Origin of the sequence: Capnocytophaga leadbetteri, assembly GCF_003054025.1 — a bacterium.
Lineage (GTDB): Bacteria > Bacteroidota > Bacteroidia > Flavobacteriales > Flavobacteriaceae > Capnocytophaga > Capnocytophaga leadbetteri.
The window spans coordinates 21,386-38,131 of record NZ_QBKG01000002.1 but is presented as its reverse complement, the minus strand read 5'-3'; the positions used below and the strand labels follow the sequence as shown (position 1 = coordinate 38,131).

General features: G+C 37.2%; 17 protein-coding genes. 1 reads left to right on the top strand and 16 read right to left on the bottom strand.

Going from position 1 to position 16,746, the window contains the following annotated elements; all coding sequences use genetic code 11:
- Window positions 1-2: 2 nt before the first annotated feature.
- Window positions 3-1,427, top strand: coding sequence for a lipopolysaccharide biosynthesis protein (locus C8P65_RS03055; protein WP_107781213.1), 1,425 nt, complete (start codon window positions 3-5; stop codon window positions 1,425-1,427).
- 21 nt (window positions 1,428-1,448) lie between these two features.
- On the opposite strand, the gene ybeY is transcribed toward C8P65_RS03055, so the two are convergent.
- From ybeY to C8P65_RS02975, 16 genes are all read right to left on the bottom strand, one after another.
- Window positions 1,449-1,865 carry an rRNA maturation RNase YbeY gene (gene ybeY / locus C8P65_RS03050; protein WP_107781212.1) on the bottom strand — a complete coding sequence of 139 codons (417 nt, stop codon included), beginning with the start codon at window positions 1,863-1,865 and terminating at the stop codon, window positions 1,449-1,451.
- Window positions 1,865-2,074 (bottom strand): YgaP family membrane protein, encoded by a 210-nt coding sequence (locus C8P65_RS03045; RefSeq protein ID WP_107781210.1) that lies wholly within the window; start codon window positions 2,072-2,074, stop codon window positions 1,865-1,867. Before C8P65_RS03045 ends, ybeY begins: the two co-directional genes overlap by 1 nt.
- A gap of 72 nt (window positions 2,075-2,146) precedes the next feature.
- Window positions 2,147-4,090, bottom strand: coding sequence for a TonB-dependent receptor plug domain-containing protein (locus C8P65_RS03040; RefSeq protein WP_107781208.1), 1,944 nt, complete (start codon window positions 4,088-4,090; stop codon window positions 2,147-2,149).
- Window positions 4,091-4,159: 69 nt separating this feature from the next.
- On the bottom strand, window positions 4,160-4,795 hold the full coding sequence (locus C8P65_RS03035) for an HmuY family protein (RefSeq protein ID WP_107781206.1): 636 nt from the start codon (window positions 4,793-4,795) through the stop codon (window positions 4,160-4,162).
- A 123-nt stretch (window positions 4,796-4,918) separates the two neighbouring features.
- Window positions 4,919-5,899: a polyprenyl synthetase family protein gene (locus tag C8P65_RS03030; RefSeq protein ID WP_095913164.1), complete on the bottom strand. Its 981-nt coding sequence runs from the start codon at window positions 5,897-5,899 to the stop codon at window positions 4,919-4,921.
- Window positions 5,896-7,863 (bottom strand): ATP-dependent zinc metalloprotease FtsH, encoded by a 1,968-nt coding sequence (ftsH, locus tag C8P65_RS03025; protein ID WP_107781204.1) that lies wholly within the window; start codon window positions 7,861-7,863, stop codon window positions 5,896-5,898. Before ftsH ends, C8P65_RS03030 begins: the two co-directional genes overlap by 4 nt.
- Window position 7,864: 1 nt before the next feature.
- Window positions 7,865-8,236, bottom strand: a complete 372-nt coding sequence (rsfS, locus tag C8P65_RS03020) for a ribosome silencing factor (RefSeq protein ID WP_034540847.1) — start codon at window positions 8,234-8,236, stop codon at window positions 7,865-7,867.
- 119 nt (window positions 8,237-8,355) lie between these two features.
- Window positions 8,356-10,233: a BamA/TamA family outer membrane protein gene (locus C8P65_RS03015; RefSeq protein WP_107781202.1), complete on the bottom strand. Its 1,878-nt coding sequence runs from the start codon at window positions 10,231-10,233 to the stop codon at window positions 8,356-8,358.
- The gene (locus C8P65_RS03010; protein WP_095913167.1) at window positions 10,233-10,670 is read right to left on the bottom strand and encodes a nucleoside deaminase; all 438 of its coding nucleotides are present in this window, start codon (window positions 10,668-10,670) and stop codon (window positions 10,233-10,235) included. Before C8P65_RS03010 ends, C8P65_RS03015 begins: the two co-directional genes overlap by 1 nt.
- A gap of 68 nt (window positions 10,671-10,738) precedes the next feature.
- Window positions 10,739-11,137 carry a DUF937 domain-containing protein gene (locus tag C8P65_RS03005; protein WP_009391173.1) on the bottom strand — a complete coding sequence of 133 codons (399 nt, stop codon included), beginning with the start codon at window positions 11,135-11,137 and terminating at the stop codon, window positions 10,739-10,741.
- Window positions 11,138-11,146: 9 nt separating this feature from the next.
- Entirely contained in the window at window positions 11,147-12,106 is a 960-nt protein-coding gene (locus C8P65_RS03000) for a D-2-hydroxyacid dehydrogenase (RefSeq protein ID WP_107781200.1), read from the bottom strand.
- Between the two features lie 83 nt (window positions 12,107-12,189).
- On the bottom strand, window positions 12,190-12,873 hold the full coding sequence (locus C8P65_RS02995) for a cell division ATP-binding protein FtsE (protein WP_095913169.1): 684 nt from the start codon (window positions 12,871-12,873) through the stop codon (window positions 12,190-12,192).
- Window positions 12,874-12,936: 63 nt separating this feature from the next.
- Complete coding sequence (locus C8P65_RS02990) at window positions 12,937-13,854, bottom strand: UDP-3-O-(3-hydroxymyristoyl)glucosamine N-acyltransferase (RefSeq protein ID WP_107781198.1); 918 nt, start codon at window positions 13,852-13,854, stop codon at window positions 12,937-12,939.
- 102 nt (window positions 13,855-13,956) lie between these two features.
- Window positions 13,957-14,523 carry an elongation factor P gene (efp, locus tag C8P65_RS02985; RefSeq protein ID WP_009391169.1) on the bottom strand — a complete coding sequence of 189 codons (567 nt, stop codon included), beginning with the start codon at window positions 14,521-14,523 and terminating at the stop codon, window positions 13,957-13,959.
- 33 nt (window positions 14,524-14,556) lie between these two features.
- Entirely contained in the window at window positions 14,557-15,345 is a 789-nt protein-coding gene (gene lpxA, locus C8P65_RS02980; RefSeq protein ID WP_034540269.1) for an acyl-ACP--UDP-N-acetylglucosamine O-acyltransferase, read from the bottom strand.
- Between the two features lie 6 nt (window positions 15,346-15,351).
- A complete protein-coding gene (locus C8P65_RS02975) occupies window positions 15,352-16,740 on the bottom strand; it encodes a bifunctional UDP-3-O-[3-hydroxymyristoyl] N-acetylglucosamine deacetylase/3-hydroxyacyl-ACP dehydratase (RefSeq protein WP_095913171.1) in 1,389 nt (462 codons plus the stop codon).
- Window positions 16,741-16,746 lie beyond the last annotated feature (6 nt).

The window sequence follows — 16,746 nt, the reverse complement described above, 5'->3', positions numbered from 1 at the left end:
ATATGCTTAAGAAACTCTTTCAAGATACAGCTATTTACGGAATTGCAACCGTATTGCCACGTGTGATGACGCTTTTGCTCACACGCCTCTACGTTAGCAAGCTAGATACAAATGATTTCGGCATTTATTCAGGTATTTTTGTGTATCTTATTTTGGGCAATGTGCTGTTGTCGTATGGTATGGAAACGGCTTTTTTTCGTTTTATGAATAAAGGTGAACAAAAAAAGCAAGTACAATCTACTGCACTTACTTCTCTAACTGTATCTTCTTTATTTTTCCTACTACTTGCCTACCTGCTAAGAGAATCTATAGCCTCGTGGCTTAACTACAAAGTAGAGCATATTGTTTTTGGTATCTACATAATGGTGCTCGATGCTTTAGTAGTAATTCCTTTTGCATGGTTGCGCAACAAAGGTAAAGCTAACTTTTACGCTTTTGTAAAAGTAGGCAATACCGCCCTTAATTTGCTCCTAAACATCTACTTTTTAAACTACTTGTCTCAAGAAAGTATCGCCACCAACGGAGGGGTATATTACATCTTCTTAGCCAATGTAATAGCGAGCCTAGCAACTCTGATAGTGCTACTGCCTATCTATATCAAAATACGTTTTAGGTTTTATTACTCGCTGTGGAAGGAAATGATGATTTATGCCTTCCCTGTACTTTTAGCAGGGATTGCTTTTGCTGTAAACGAAGGATTTGACCGTGTATTCTTACGTATGTTACTTCCTGAAGAGACAGCTGACGCTACCATAGGTATTTATTCCGCCTGTTATAAAATGGGAGTATTTATGAATCTTTTTGTAAGTGCTTTTAAGCTCGGAGTAGAACCTTTCTTTTTCAGTAGTGCTCAAGACAAGAATGCTCCTAAGACATACGCCCGTATTACTGAATATTTCATCGTATGTAGTGGTTTTATTTTAGTTTTTATCACTGTATTTACTAATGTATTCAAATTTATCTTGATACCCAATAAGGCTTATTGGGAAGCGCTCTGGATAGTACCTATCGTCTTACTTGCCAATCTCTGTTTGGGCATCTACCACAGTCTTTCAGTATGGTATAAAGTAACTGACCGTACCAGCTTTGGAGCTATTGTATCATTAATAGGTATGGCACTTACAGTACTTTTCAATTTTGCTTTAATTCCTTGGCTTAGCTATAAAGGAGCAGCATTAGCAACCCTTATCACCTACGGAGCAATGATGAGTATCTCTTATTACTACGGACAAAAGCACTACCCCATACCTTATAACAAGCGAAAGATAAAAGTATTTCTTAGTATGAGTGTACTCTTCTCTTTCTTAGAGTTTTACCTTTTCAACTGCAATATCTATATCGGGTGCGTATTTCTACTTATTTATGGTTACTTAGCTAGTCTAACCTTAAAGTTTAGATTTCGGAAAAATAAAAAGACTGCCATTTAAAAGCAGTCTTTTTTTGTGTAGTTATAAACTAAAAAGTTTCATTTTTTCTTCTTCTTTAGTGCGCATCAACTCGCTATCTGTAGGTGTTTTATCCTTATAGCCGCAAAGATGCAAAATCCCGTGTGCTAATACTCTTAAAAGTTCTTGTTCAAAGGTTACACCAAAAATATCTGCATTTTCTCGCACTCTTTCTATTGAGATATAAATATCAGAATTAAGAGTATCTCCTTCAGCATAATCAAAAGTGATAATATCAGTAAGGGTATCGTGCTGCAGGTATTGGATATTTATTTTATGCAAATAAGCATCATCACAAAATATATAGTTAATATCCCCTATTTTTTTTTCTTCTGAAAGGGCAATCTGTTTGACCCATTGTTTCACCTTATTTTTATGATAAGGAAAAACAAAAGATATTTCATTAAAAAAAGCTATCATTATTTATTCTTCTCTTTATAAGTACTAATACCCAAAAGCATATATATTGGTGAAAAACCAATCATTATGGTCACTAATAGTAAGATAGATATAGCTCCAAGCACAGAAGCTACAGTTACAGAAAACTCATTATACAAACCTAAAATAGCAATAACTACTATTATCAAAAGGCGAATGTTCTTATCTAAAGCACTAATATTTCTTTTCATATATCTGACTTTTTTTAAAATTTGTGGCAAATGTACTTCTTTATTTTGTATAAAGCAAATTTTCACTATCTCTTAAAGTTCCCACTTTATTCCTACAAAATATGTTCTCCCTGGTGAAATACTCGAATAAAAACTAGTAGTTTTTGTTACATAGTCAAAAAGGTTATCGATACCAGCATTTAAGGTAAAATGATAAGGAAGTCTTGATGATAGCTGTAATCGCCATATAGTATATGGAGCATAATAGGTGTAATACTCTATATTATTAGATGTTTCATAGATAGTAGTAGCACTTACATATTTACCACTCACTATTACATTGGGTATATATTTTGTTTCAGTTTTCGGAATGTATTCAGCTTTCCAAGTAGCAGTATGAGGACGATTTTCTGAACGCTGTTGACTAGTATGATAATAGGCATATGATCCCTTTAAACGCAAACTTTTAGTAGGCCTATAAGTAGCCGACAACTCTGAACTTACTATTTTCGCATTTCCATAATCATTCACATATTGAATTGTGTCAGTAGCACGCGACCATTTATAAATTATTTTGTCTTTCACCACTGAAAGCTGCGTCATAGCCGTTACATTAATTTTTGAAGTATTATAATCTACTGAAAAGTTAAAATTATTACTCTTTTCAGGTTTTAGATCTTTATTACCCATTATCTGAAAACCTCCCCCCCAAGGGTGAAACCAGTTTGTATAAAGTTCTTTCAATGTAGGCGAACGAAAACCTGTAGAATACCCACCTCTGAAAGTAAAATTTTCTACCTTAAACATTCCTGAAAATCTATAAGTAAAGAAATCTTTAAAGAGTGAGTGATAATCCATTCTAACTCCCGATACTAAGGTAAAAACAGGTGATAGAGCCCATTCTTGTTGTGCAAAGAGTGTATAATTCTTAGCATTTTGCTTTGCCTCTGTTCCCGTATTATTGAAACGAAAGCTAAGTAACTCATCCGATAGCACTTCAGCGCCTGCTACCAAAGAGTGTTTCTCAAAAAGTGACTGGTTATACTGCGCTACTACACGCCATATACTATTTTCATAGTTTTTTTCTTGTTCATTGAGCAAACGGTAATAATTAAACTTATCATAGCGGTCAAAAGCTCCAGAAAGACTCAGCTTTTTATCTTCTGAAAGTGCTATATTAGTTTTGAGATTCATCACATAGTTATAATAGCGGTCTCTCACTTTTTTAGAGCTTTCTGTACCTGCATCACGTTCACTAAAATAATAATTAGGTGTTAGGGTAAGGTCTATTTTAGGAGTTACATTAAAGATAAGCTTAGGAGTAATACCATAGTTACTACCTCCTGAAATATTCAATCCTCCTTGTGTAACCAATACCAAACGACCATTCTCATAAGTACGCAAAGGCTCTTTATCCTCTAATATATAAGGTTTCATATAGTTATGATACCCTGACAGACGTACACTTCCCCAGTTCTTTTTGCTCCCTAATGAAATATTTGTTTTATGATTCCCACGATTCTCATAAAGGTAACCTACACCTGCTTCTAAAGGTTTATGAGCATTCTTAGTAATGATATTGATAACTCCTCCTAAAGCATTTGAGCCATAGAGCGAAGAGGACGCTCCTTTAATAATCTCTATACGTTCTATATTGTCAAGGTCTATACGGTTATAATCAATATTATCAAAAGTTTCACCAGCCATACGCTCACCATCTATCAAGAAAAGTACGTACTTACCTCCAAACCCCATCATATTGATATTAGGCATTCCCCCATCATATGTAAAGTTAACACCTGCAAACTCTGTCTCTAAAAACGATTGAAAATCAGTAGCCTGTGATTTTCTTATATCTTCAGCAGTAACCACTTGTACAGTGATGGGCACATTCTTGAGGTTTCGCTGGGCACGAGTAGCCGTCACGATTACCTCATTGAGTTTTATCTCTTTATCTTTATTATCTTTATCATTTTGTGCAAAAGCTTCTTGTAGTGTCAGAAAAGCAATAAACGCTGTAATAATAATCTTTTGCATAATTTTATTTGTATTTTAGAAAAAAGAGGCTGTCCACAGCTGAACAGCCTCATAAACTATCTTTTTAACTTAGAATTTACTATCTTTACTAACTATATAGTTAAATTTAGGATGTCCTCCTTTATTTTTATCATTTAAATAATCTGTAAACTGTATTTTTACAAAATCACCATTTGCAGCTTTTAAAACATATACATACTTGTAAATTTCATAAGGATTTCCTCCTCCACTTTGCATTACTTTGGGGTTGTAAGTAACGTAGCCCGTTTTATTTTCATCTTTCATTCCTCCTGAAATTATTTTACAGAAAGTGCCTTCTATAGGTTTAGGAGGCATACCAAGTTGCATAGTACCTTTTTCATCTTTGCTGTAGCCTGTGGTAGGAGCTTCGTTTACCTCATTCCACTGAGTTTTATCAGTTTTCAGCGCTTCTGCTTTACCATCTCCCGATGCACCACCATTTAATTTTACATAGTAACGATTGAAAGCAATATCCCAATCCAAGCTGGTAGTAGGACTCGCTACCGACACTTCTTTTCCAGAAGAAAAAGAAAAGTATTTCCATTCATTTCCTGAAGCATCAATTGTAGCTTCTCTAGCATTCTCCATAGGAGCTTCAATCTTGTTATCATCATCTTTCTTACAAGATGTACTAAAAAGCATCATTCCTGTCATAACCGCAGGTACTAAAAATTGTAATTTCATATATGTTTGGTTTTAATATTTTTGACGCTGCAAAGATACAAACTATTTAGAAATATACAAAATAATAGACTACTTTATTTAGAAATATTTTAATTCACTCAAAAAACACCTACTCCTCACCTACTAAATATTCCTATTGATTACATAATTCACCATCAAAATCAATGATTCTTTATAAGCAGAAGCAGGAAATTCATCTAACAAACTCAGTGCTTTTTGCTGAAAATCTTTCATCTTAGCTGTAGCATACTCTAATCCATTATGAGTTTTAACAAAGTTTATAACCTCTTTTACTCTTTTCTTATCCTTATTATATTTTTTTACCGAGTTGATAAGCCATTTTTTCTCTTCTTCTGTACAAGTATTAAGTACATAGATAAGAGGAAGAGTCATTTTTTGCTCTTTAATATCTATACCTGTAGGCTTTCCTATAGCATCTTCTGTATAATCAAAAAGATCATCTTTTATCTGAAAAGCCATTCCTATATACTCTCCAAAGAGGCGCATTTTCTCTATCAACTCTGGTGCATCAGGCATTACTGAGCAAGCTCCCATAGCACAACACGCAGCTATAAGGGTAGCTGTTTTTTGCCTAATTACTTCATAATATACCTCTTCTACTATATCCAAGCGGCGAGCTTTCTCCATCTGTAGCAGTTCGCCTTCACTCATCTCCCGTACAGCTACTGAAATAATACGTAGCAGGTCAAAATCACCATTATCAATAGACAGAAGCAAACCTTTCGACAGAAGATAGTCTCCTACTAAAACAGCTATTTTATTCTTCCATAGTGCGTTGATAGAAAAGAAACCTCTCCTTTTATTGCTATCATCTACCACATCATCGTGTACTAATGTAGCTGTGTGAATAAGCTCTATCACCGAAGCTCCGCGATAAGTACGCTCTGTTACCTTGCCTCCCGAAAGCATTTTTGCTACCAAAAAAATAAACATTGGGCGCATTTGCTTGCCTTTCCTATTTACTATATAATAGGTAATACGGTTTAGCAAAGCTACTTTAGACGACATAGCTCCGCGGAACTTCTGTTCAAAAAGCTCCATCTCCTCTCTGATGGGTTCTTTTATTTGAGCGGTTATTTTCATTGGGTTACCTCAGCCACATTTTTATTTTCTGCTGGTATCTCGGCTTCTATAGCTTCTTCAGCATCTTTGTATTTTCGCTTACCAAAAATATTTTCCAAATCATCGCGGAATATCACTTCTCGTTCTAAAAGTAGATTTGCCAAAATAGTAAGTTTTTCTTTATTTTCCGAAAGTATCTTTATAGCGCGTTGGTATTGTTCCTCTATAATTTTAGAGATTTCCTCATCTATCAAATGGGCAGTACGCTCGCTATAAGGTTTTGTAAATCCGTAATCAGACTGTGCTGAATCATAATAAGTAAGGTTACCTATTTTGTCATTAAGTCCATAGATAGTCACCATAGCGCGAGCTTGTTTAGTCACTTTCTCAAGGTCACTAAGGGCTCCTGTTGATATTTTATCAAAAATCACTTTCTCAGCAGCTCTACCTCCTAAAGCGGCGCACATCTCATCAAGTATTTGCTCTGTGCGAACTATTTGTCTTTCCTCTGGCAAATACCAAGCGGCTCCTAATGATTGTCCTCGTGGCACAATAGTCACTTTCACTAACGGAGCGGCATATTCTAACAGCCAGCTAACCGTTGCGTGTCCAGCCTCGTGAAAAGCAATTGCCTTACGCTCTTCAGGAGTCAATATCTTGCTCTTTTTCTCAAGCCCTCCTACTATTCTGTCTACCGCATCTAAGAATTCTTGCTTACTTACAGCTGTTTTTCCTTTACGGGCAGCTATAAGGGCTGCTTCATTACATACATTGGCAATATCAGCTCCCGAAAATCCTGGTGTTTGCTTCGCAAGGAAGTCTATATCCAATGTTTCTGATGTCTTAATAGGCTTCAAATGCACCTGAAATATCTGCTTGCGCTCATTTAGGTTAGGCAGCTCTACATATATTTGTCGGTCGAAACGTCCTGCTCGCATCAGTGCTTTGTCCAATATATCAGCACGGTTAGTAGCAGCCAATACAATTACATTAGTATGCGAACCAAAACCATCCATTTCTGTTAGTAGTTGGTTAAGGGTATTTTCGCGCTCATCATTAGCGCCTGTCATTACATTTTTGCCACGAGCACGCCCTATCGCATCAATCTCATCTATGAAGATGATAGCGGGTGCTTTTTCTTTAGCTTGTTTAAAAAGGTCTCGCACTCTCGAGGCTCCTACCCCTACAAACATCTCTACGAAATCAGAACCTGATAACGAGAAGAATGGCACTTGTGCCTCTCCTGCTACAGCTTTCGCTAATAAGGTTTTACCCGTTCCAGGAGGACCTACTAATAAGGCTCCTCTTGGAATTTTTCCCCCAAGCGAAGTATATTTATCTGGATTTTTAAGAAAATCTACTATTTCTTGTACCTCTTCTTTAGCTCCTTCAAGTCCTGCTACATCTTGAAATGTTACGCGGTTTTCTTTTTTCTCATCAAAAACTCTTGCTTTCGATTTCCCTATGCTAAAAATACCTCCAGGGCCACCTCCAGACATACGGCGCATTATATAAATCCAAACACCTATAACTAAGGCAAAAGGTAAAACGGTAAGCAGCAGGTCTGACAATAAATTCTGCTGACTCTTGTTTTCACGAGTGGTTTCTAAGTTATTATCTTTTACTATTTGGTCAAATCGGTTCTCAAAGTTGCTCAAGTCTCCCAATTCAAATCGATATTGGGGCACATCTGCAGGATTACCACTTTGCATAATAGCATTGCCTGTAGGTCTCACCTCTTTGTGCTCTTCTTTTTTCAGGGCATTAGGGGTAAGGTATACATTAGCTTCTTTCTTATTGAGAATGATTATTTTAGATACATCGCCATTGGTCAAATACTCTTCAAATTTTGATTGAGGTATCTCTTTCGGTTGCGTCCAAAATGTTGCTCCCGAATAATAATTAAATCCTAAAAGTATAAGGAGTAAAACAGCGTAAAGCCAATAGGCTGAAAATCGACTTCCGTTATTATTGTTATCTGCCATATTAATAGTTAGTTTCTAAGTTTATAATTTTAGCATCACCCCATAGCCCTTCTAAGTCGTAGTGGGCACGCAAACGCGTCTGAAAGATGTGTACAACTACATCTACATAGTCTATCAGTACCCATTCAGCATTAGCTTCTCCTTCTACGTGCCAAGGATGCTGATGTTCGTCTGCTTGGCTTACTACTCTCTGTATAGCGCCCGAAATAGCTGCCACTTGGGTGTTTGACGAACCATTGCATAAAATGAAATAGTCACACACCGTGTTCTCTACTTCACGCAAGTCCATAATAGTGATGTCTGTTCCTTTTACTTTTTCAATACCTGCTATAATATTGGTTATCAGGGTATTTGATGATAATTCTTTATTCAAAGCTCTTCTATTTTTTTAGTTATAACTATTGTGTGCTTATAAAGCGTGCAAAAATACTATTATTTACTTTAAAAAGCAAAAATATTGCCAATATAATCTATCAAGCCATTTTGTCAGTTTTATCTAAAACTTGTAACCGCTGGCATTCGTTGCGAAAAACTGTGTAATCTAAAGTCGTCATTGGTATCTCCTGTTATCTTTATGATATGATTCCCCGTACCTGGTACTACTGGGTAATACGCAAATGAAAATTGTATAGCTCCAAAAGGCAAATAATCATTAGTGATGTAAAAACCCAAGGCACATTTAGCATAACATTCCGTTTTAAAAAAAGAGGTGTTATCTCGTCCTATAAAACCTAAGTCTGCTGATAAAAACGGACTAATACGAAAACCAATAAACTGAAAAGGGGCATAAATTTGTGTTTGTGTGGTTAGTAAGAGCTTTCTAGTACCGTAAACTTTCTCGCTGCTAAAGCCTGAAATCCCATTGCTACCATTAAGGTTGATGATTTTATGTTGATATACAAAGTCATTAACTCCTAACACAAAGTTTGCTCTTAAAAACTCTCTAAAGTGCCAGTTACCTATATCAAATAGATTAGTGAAGTGAGTAGCACTCCCTTTTATTACTATTTCTTTCAAAGCTCCTTGAGTTATAAAAGTACCTACTTCCAAATGCATTGCATAATACCCACTTTTGGCGTAATAAGCGCGTTGTGCTCCAACAGAAAAATAGGGCAAAAGTGTGGTATTTTTCCAAATCATTCCAGAGGTTAGAAATATAGAATGTCCTACCCCTACATCTTCTGTATCTCCATTGCGAAATAGGTATCGGTCTTTCACAAAGTTACTGCTGTTCAAACTAAACTGCGTAAGCCATTGATTTTCATTAGAATGATAAGTTTCTTTATAAGGAACCTGAAGTGAATTTCTGTAATAACTTATATTTCTGTAATTTACAGCTATTATAAAGTTGTTGATATTCTTATTGCCCTCCATCTTTATAGGTTTAACCCAACTACCAAAAGCGGTAAAACTTTTCGAGTGAAGTAAAGGGGTATAAGTAGTACGCGTACGCAAATCTTCCTCATCTCTGTATTCGTAATAAGACAATCCCCCCGACCATCGAGCTAATGGCGAATACAGCGGGCGCTCTACATACAAATATTTGCTGAAATAATTGTCATAATCTGCATAATATGATCCGCGTACATTTATATGAGTATTCCTAATATTCCGCAATGTATAACTCATACCTTTCCCGTTATTAGAAATCCCAGAAAAGAATTGTTGATAGGTAAATGTGGCTTCGTGTCCTAACCCAAAAAGGTTCTGCTCTGTAAGTCGTGTCCATCCTTTGTTCCCCGCTAAATCTCCATCAAAGTACATTGTCCAACTGTCAAGTACAGTTACATACACATCTACCGAATCCGACGACTGCGAAATAAGCTCTGGTGTTATCTGCACCCTTCGTATATACCGCTGATTACGCAATAATCGCTCACTCTCGCTCAGCAAGAGAGTATCTAATGGGGTATGCGATTTAAACAGCAGTATCCCCTTTACAGTACCCTCACGTGTCTTTATATGCAACATATTGCCATAATGCTCTAAACGGGTACGAGGCACTTTTGTACTATCTTTTTCATCAAACCCAAAGGGGTCTAATGTACGAATATGTATTTTCCGAATTATTTTCCCCTGATAAGAGGGCTTAGGTATTATCTTTTTTTCAGGAATAGTAATTAATTGAGTAGGGGTAGCTACCGCAGCTGTAGCAGTAGGTGTTTGTATGAGGTCATCTAACCTTTTTGTGAGTCTATGTTTGCGTAAGTACGTCCGTATTTTCTCATAGAAGGCTTTATTTTTAGCAGAACGTTGCGGATTAATAGGATTGATAAGAGTATCTTTTGTTTTTACTTCCAATGTATCAACTGTTTGGGAAAAAAGTGAAGTCATTCCCAACCAAAATGATAGTATGAAAAGTAGTCTCATCATCGTTTTCTTTTCTGCTGAAAAAATTGTTTTAAAAGTTCTGTAGCAGGCGCTGCTAACACACCTGTTGTAATGTCGGTTTTGGGGTGAAGAGTACCACCCATCACGGTATACCCTCTGTGCGTATCGGCTGCCGCATAAACTAACCGCGACAACTGACTCCAATATAAGGCTCCCGCACACATAGCACAAGGCTCTAAAGTGAGGTACATAGTACAATCTTTTAAGTATTTACCTCCTAAGTAGTTAGCTGCCATCGTAATAGCCTGCATCTCAGCGTGCGCTGTAACATCATTTAGTCGCTCAGTCATATTATGCGCACGTGCTATTATTCTGTTGTCAATAGTTATAATAGCTCCTACCGGTATTTCATCTTCTTCAAAAGCCACTTTTGCTTCTTCAAGTGCCTTCTGCATAAAGTATTCGTCTTCTGTCATAACTAACAAAAATTACTTTGGCAGAGCAAAAACTCTGCCAAAGTAAAAATCAATGTATTAAAATGTAATTATTTACCTCCGAAAAGGTTACCTATACCACCCATTATATCATCCATTACATTTCCGTCCTTGTTTTTATCAAGGAAAGAGGTAAGCATATCGCCTATATTTCCGCCTTTTCCTCCAAAGAAGTTAGAAATCATAGGAGTTAAGTTTTGGAATATTTGGCTCACATTGTCAAGAGAAACTCCTGTTTTTTCGCTGATAGCTTGCAAGGTAGACGATTGTCCGTCGCCTGTTAGTTTGCTTAGCAGTTCAGCGCCAGTATTTTCACCTTGTCCTAACATTTGCTTAAGCGAATCTAACACGGTACCTACTTTATCTGTTGATACTCCGGTCTTTTCACTAAGCCCGTTAACGATTTGTTGGAGGTTCTCCCCACCCAAGAAGTCTAAAATTCCTGCCATTTTATATAATTATTTTAATAAAGTTACTATTTGAGCGGCTAATTCTGTGCCGATACGGTCTTGTGCCTCATTAGTAGCTGCACCTATATGGGGCGTAAGCGAAATTTGGGGGTGCATCAGCACTTGTATAGCCGGATTAGGTTCATTTTCAAATACATCTAAGCCTGCAAAAGCTACTTTTCCGTGATCTATAGCTTCTATTAGCGCTACTTCATTCAGTGCTCCTCCTCTTGATAGATTTATAACCCCTACTCCGTCTTTCATCATCCTAAATTCTTCTTCATCAAGCACATAACCTCCATCTGCTGGACTGTTATTAAGGGTTATAAAATCTGATTCCATCAGTAGTTGCTCTTTTGCTACTGTTTTCACTGTAAAAGAGGTCTCTTGTCCGTCAAAAAAACTAAGAGTAATTACAGTCTCTTGCACATTAGGGTCATATGCTAACACACGCATTCCTAAGCCTATAGCTATACGGGCTACTGCTTGGCCACTGCGTCCAAAGCCTATAATACCAAGAGTTTTACCTCTCAGTTCTGCCCCATTATTGTAGTTTTTCTTCAGTTCATTAAATCGTTGGTCACCTTCCAATGGCATATTGCGGTTAGCGTCGTGTAGATAGCGAACTCCAGTAAAAAGGTGTGCAAATACCAATTCTGCTACCGAATTAGCTGATGAAGCAGGAGTATTAATTACGTGTAGCTGCTTGCTCTTAGCATACGCTACATCTATATTATCCATACCTACCCCTCCCCTACCAATAAGTTTTAGTGTAGGACAGCCATCTATAATATCTTTGCGCACTTGGGTAGCCGAACGTACTATCAGAGCATCGATATTGTGTTTATTTATATAATCTACTAACTGATTCTGAGCTACTTTTGTAGTGATAACCTCAAATCCTTCCCGCTCCAAAGCTACCTTACCTGTCTCAGATATACCATCATTTGCAAGTATTTTTATCGCCATTATATATTATTATTTTTATTATATTTTTAATCTTTTTCTCTCTCCAACAAATTTGCTAATCTGCTAATCTGCTAATTTGCTAATTAAACCCTCCTTTGTACTACCTCAAATACTCTTTCTCCATCGCATTTCAGGGTTTTCGACGGAAATTTAAGTATAAGGGCGTAATCGTGTGTAGCCATTAATATAGTACGTCCCGAAGCATTTATCTCCTTCAGTACTTGCATTATTTCCACACTTGTTTCTGGGTCTAAATTCCCTGTAGGTTCGTCAGCAAGTATAAGCTCTGGGTTGTTTAAAAGGGCACGCGCAATAGCTACACGTTGTTGCTCCCCTCCTGAAAGCTCGTGCGGAAACTTAAAGTCTTTCGTTTCCATCTTCACCTTTGTTAAAACTTCTTTTATACGGTTTTTAATAGCTATTTTATCTGTCCAACCAGTTGCTTTTAGTACAAAAGCGAGATTGTCATACACACTACGATCGGTAAGCAGTTTGAAATCCTGAAATACCACCCCTAATTTTCTCCTTAGCAAAGGTATTTTGTCTTCATTTAGCTTCTTCAAATTAAAACCGACTACCTTTCCTTGCCCTTGTGTCAGAGGTAAATCACCGTATAGTAATTTAATAAGGCTACTCTTTCCCGAACCTGTTTTCCCAATAAGATATACTAACTCTCCTTTTCCTATCGCAAGATTGATATTCGAAAGAATAAGATTATTATTTTGATATACAGCTACATCTTTCAGCTGTAATATGGGTGCCTCCATTTATTTTCTTATAATTAATAATTGCAAAGATACAAAATAATTGAGAATTCACAAAATTCCTTATTACTTAGCGCTGATAAGCTGTTTCAGCGCACTCATCTCTCTGTATTTTTCTCTTGCTTCTCCTGCTGGGTAACCAAAGTAGGTTTGATTGCCTTCTAATGATTTCGACACACCGCTCTGCGCCAATATAACGGCTTTCTTGCCAATAGTTATCCCACTGGTCATTCCTACTTGCCCCCATATAGTTACCTCGTCTTCTATTACCACACAGCCAGCTATGCCTGTCTGCGAAGCTATTAAGCACTTCTCTCCTACTACAGTGTCGTGCCCTATATGCACTTGGTTGTCTATTTTCGTCCCTTTCTTTATAGTGGTATCTCCTGTCACTCCTCTATCTATAGTACAAAGGGCGCCTAAATCTACATTATCTTCTATCACTACTCTCCCGCCTGATTTTAGCTTATCAAATCCTTCAGGGCGTTTTTTATAATAAAATGCATCGGCTCCCAATACAGTCCCTGCGTGTATAGTTACATTATCTCCTATTACGCAATTGTCATATACCGATACGTTAGAGTGTATAAGGCAGTTCTTCCCTATTTTCACATTATTACCGATAAAAGCCCCTGGTTGTATTATAGTATTTTTCCCTATTACAGCGGTAGGTGCTACTAACGAAAAAGCTTTTACAAAAGGCTTAAAAAAATCGGTTAGCTTATTAAAGTCTCTAAATGGGTCGTCCGATATTAGTAGAGCTTTACCTTCAGGACACTCTACTTCTTTGTTTATCAGCACTATAGTCGCTTTCGATTGCAGTGCTTTATCGTAGTACTTAGGGTGGTCTACAAACACTATATCACCGGGTTGTACTACGTGTATCTCATTCATTCCCAATACGCTAAAATCATCATCGCCTATATATTTGGCATTGATAATAGTAGCTATTTGTTTTAATGTATAAGGTTGAGGAAAACGCATATGAATGTTTATTTTAATAAAAAAGAGGTTCTCCGTCAAAAAGTTTATTTTTCTTTAGGACAACCTCTTTTGTTGAATAGTAAAATTATAAATATGGGGAAACTAATCTTTCATCCTTTCTACATAAGTACCTTTTTCGGTTTCCACTTTTATGCGGTCTCCTTCATTGATGAAAAGAGGTACATTTACAGTTGCTCCTGTTTCTACAGTGGCAGGTTTAGTAGCATTAGTAGCTGTATTTCCTTTCACACCTGGTTCTACGTGTGTTACTGTTAGGATTACATTGGCAGGCATTTCTACCGAAAGAGGAGTTTCATCCTCTGCGTTAAAGATTACCATTACAGTCTCTCCTTCTTTTAGAAGGTCTGGGTAATCAAGCATATCTTTGCGGATATGTACTTGGTTGTAATCATCGTTATTCATAAACACAAACTCATCTCCTTCTGCATATAAGTACTGAAATGAGCGAGTCTCTACACGTACATCTTCTATTTTATGCCCTGCCGAAAAAGTGTTATCCAATATTTTACCTGTGGTAACGCTTTTCAGCTTGGTACGTACGAAAGCAGGTCCTTTCCCTGGTTTCACGTGTAGGAACTCTATGATTTTATAAATGTCGTGGTTAAAGCGGATACATAATCCTTTTTTAATGTCTGCTGTTGTTGCCATTAATTATTATTGTTTTTATTTTTAAATACTCTTCTAAACACTTTCACCGTAATAGCCTTTCATTATACCGTGTTGCGATTTGCGCACAAATTGCAGTATCTCATCGCGCTCCACGGTAGCCTCCATTTCGGCTTCTATATATTCCAAAGCGTGCGAAGTGGTCAGTTTCTTCTGAAAAAGCACACGGTATATATCTTGTATTTCTCGTATTTTTTCTACACTGAAGCCTCTTCTGTGCAACCCTATTGAGTTTACTCCTACATACGAAATAGGATTACGCGCTGCCTTAGCATAAGGGGGTACATCTTTTGATACCATTGTCCCACCTGTTACGAAAGCGTAACTACCTACCGAACTAAATTGGTATACAGCTGTCATCCCTGCCATTACTACGAAATCACCAATAGTTACGTGCCCAGCAAGAGTTGTACTATTAGAAAAAATACAACCCTCACCTATAATGCAGTCGTGTGCCACGTGCGAGTATGCCATTATCAAACAGTTGTTACCCACTACTGTTTTCATACGGTCTGCGGTACCTTTGTTTATGGTCACACATTCTCGTATAGTAGTGTTATCCCCTATATGAGTAGTAGTTTCTTCTCCTTTGTATTTAAGGTCTTGCGGAATAGCCGAAATAACCGCCCCTGGGAATATTCTACAATTCTTCCCAATGCGTGCGCCTTCCATAATGGTCACATTAGGACCTATCCAAGTACCTTCTCCTATCTCTACATTCTTACTAATAGTAGTGAAAGGCTCTATTACTACATTCTTTGCTATTTTAGCATCAGGGTGTACGTAAGCTAAAGGTTGTATCATATACATTTATTTTACTTTTACTATTTGAGCCATCAGCTCTGCTTCTGTAGCTAACTTACCATTTACGTATGCATATGCTTGCATATGGCAAATACCTCTTCTTATAGGGGTTAGCAATTCTAATTTAAAGATAAGTGTATCTCCAGGTACTACTTGCACCTTAAATTTCACATTATCTATTTTCATAAAATAGGTAAGATAATTCTCCGGATCGGGTACAGTACTAAGTATAAGTACCCCACCTGCTTGTGCCATAGCTTCTATCTGCAATACCCCTGGCATCACAGGTGCTCCAGGAAAGTGCCCTACAAAGAAAGGCTCGTCCATCGTCACATTTTTTAATCCTATTACATGCTTGTCCGAAAGCTCAAATATCTTATCTACTAATAAAAATGGAGGACGATGTGGCAACAATTTCATTATATCAGCCGTATTAAACAATGGCGGCTGATTAATATCTATTGAAGGCACGTTATTACGTCGCTCATTTTTTATTATCTTCAAAAGTTTTTTAGCAAACTGTGTATTGGTGAAGTGCCCTGGTTTTGTAGCAATCACTTTCCCACGTATACGGGTACCTACTAAGGCAAGGTCTCCTATTACATCTAATAGTTTGTGGCGAGCTGCCTCATTGGGGTAGTGTAGCGTAAGGTTATCAAGTACCCCATTAGGTTTTACAGTAATCTCATCTTTGTTGAAGATTTTCTTTAACTTTTGCATAGTAGTATCCGATATTTCTTTATCTACATACACTATAGCATTATTTAGGTCACCTCCTTTTATAAGCCCGTGGTCAATTAGCGTCTCAAGCTCGTGCAAGAAACTAAAAGTACGCGCATCTGCTATCTCGTTCTTAAAATCTGATAGCTTATTCAGATAAGCGTTTTGGGTACCCAATATCTTGGTACCAAAGTCCACCATTGTAGTTACTTGGTACTCATCAGCAGGTATAAGGGTTATCTCACTACCTGTTTCTTCATTTACGTAGGTAATTACTTGTTTCACCACGTATTCATTACGTGGGGCATCTTGTGGCTCAATCCCCGCTTGGGCTATTGCTTCCACAAAAAACTTAGACGAACCGTCCATTATTGGCGGCTCTGATGAGTTCAGTTCAATAATAACATTATCCAAATCCATCCCTACAAGTGCCGCAAGTATATGCTCACAGGTCTGTATTCTCACACCTTTTTTCTCCAACACTGTGCCTCGCTCAGTGTTCGATACGTAGGTTGCGTCAGCTTCTACCACAGGGTTTCCTTCTAAATCAGTACGTACGAAGGTAAATCCGTTATCAATAGCGGCTGGTTTTAGCACCATTTTTACTTGTTTGCCTGTGTGTAGGCCAATACCTTCTAAAGATATTTCTTTGGATAAAGTATTTTGCTTCACCATATTATA